The 1,849-nt window shown below is 40.5% G+C and carries 1 protein-coding gene and 1 pseudogene; both read left to right on the top strand.

The window, feature by feature from the left end; translation table 11 throughout:
• On the top strand, positions 1 to 971 hold a 971-nt coding region (locus AC1DPZ_RS26415; RefSeq protein WP_477409114.1), incomplete at its 5' end, for a right-handed parallel beta-helix repeat-containing protein.
• 238 nt (positions 972 to 1,209) lie between these two features.
• Positions 1,210 to 1,849: pseudogene (locus tag AC1DPZ_RS26420) on the top strand (hypothetical protein); the annotation flags it as partial.

Raw genomic sequence — 1,849 nt, forward strand, 5'->3', positions numbered from 1 at the left:
GTAAAAATCTGCGATTAAAAAACATCCATATCAATTTTATGCATGGGATGGGGGTAGTGAGCCAGTTTTGCCAGGATATTGCCATTGATTCTGTTTTTGTTAAGCCTGCCGCCAATTCCGGTCGTACCTCGGCTGCCTGGGCGGATATTTTGCACTTTTCGGGTTGTAGGGGAAAGATTGTGATCACTAATTCCTATTTATCCGGCGCCAATGACGATGCCGTTAATGTACATGGCACTTATTTGCGCATTATAGACAAACCCAGGCCCGATCAGTTACTTGTTAGGTTTATGCACAGCCAGACTTATGGTTTTGAAGCTTTTACCCAGGGAGATAGTATAGCCCTGGCTAATTCCAAAAGCCTGCTGCAATATGGCATCAATGTGGTATCCAAAACCGAAAGGTTAAATGATAAGGATGTGCTGTTAACCCTTAAAGAACCTTTGACTGATAATATAGAACCAAATGATGTTGTTGAGAATATCACCTGGACGCCACAGGTTTATATCAATCATAATACCATTACCCGTATCCCCACAAGAGGCATTTTGGTTACCACGCGCCGCAAGGTAGTAATTGAAAATAATGTTTTCCAAAGAACGCACAACAGCGGTATAACGGTTGCCGATGATGCCGCAAGCTGGTACGAATCGGGAATGGTAAACAATCTGGTGATCAGGAATAATCAATTCAATTTATGCGGCGATCCTGCTATTTTGATAGCGCCCGAGAATACCGAAAGTGTTGAACAAAAAGTACACAACAATATTTTGATTACGCACAATGTTTTTACGTTAGTATCGCCTGTAGCGGTATCTGCAAAAAGTACAGCGCACATCAGCATTGTGAACAATCAATTCAAATTAATGGGGTCATCTAAAAAAGAAACAGACCTGGTTAAACTCCTGGATTGTGCAGGTACATTGGTGTCCGGGAATAAGATTGTTCATCAAAAAGGAAGTAAGCTATAGGTAATGCAGAATGTGTTTTATATGATGATTTATCAGTGTATAATCCATCTTTTTAAAAGGTTTATCCATTTTTTGAAATGCGATAAGCAAATACATTTACCCTAACCAATAAAACTGATTTAATTAAATGCCAGCATTTTTTTTGACGTGTACGAGGCTGTGTTTTGTATACTTGAAGCGCTATTTAATTTGTACCTGTATAAACATTTTGATTCAATACGGTAAAGCAGAAAAATCGATGATAAAACTTAAATATTTAATAATCTTATTACTTTCAACTGTCCCTTTTTCGACCTTAAAAGCACAGGATAAAACTAATCTTTGGCAGGGTTTTGAAAAAGTACAAGTGGAACTTGCCGGTCACGATGCCTATTATGTAAAGCCCGCTCATCCGCTGCCTGGAAATCCCTGGGTATGGCGTACCTCTTTTCCCGATTGGCATACCCAAATGGATAGCATCCTGCTGGCAAAAGGCTTTTATGTGGCCTTTATTAATGTAGATAACCAGTATGGCAGCCCCGATGCTATGAAGCTTTATGATGTATTTTACTCATACCTTACCAAACATCAATCCTTTGCTCCAAAGGCAGCTCTTGAAGCCGTTAGCCGGGGAGCATTATATGCTTACGCATGGGCCAAACGTAATCCTGATAAAGTTAGCTGCATTTATGCCGAAACACCTGTATGTGATATTAAAAGCTGGCCGGGCGGCAAGCTAAAAGGTGTTGGCGATGCGGGCTCATGGAATGAGTTAAAACAGGTTTATCATTTTACCGAAGAGCAGGCCATTGCTTACAACGATAACCCAGTTGATAACCTCGAAGGTTTGGCATCATTCAGGGTTCCTGTATTACATACCATCGGCTTGGATGATAAGG

Source organism: Mucilaginibacter sp. P4_G9, from assembly GCF_056400985.1.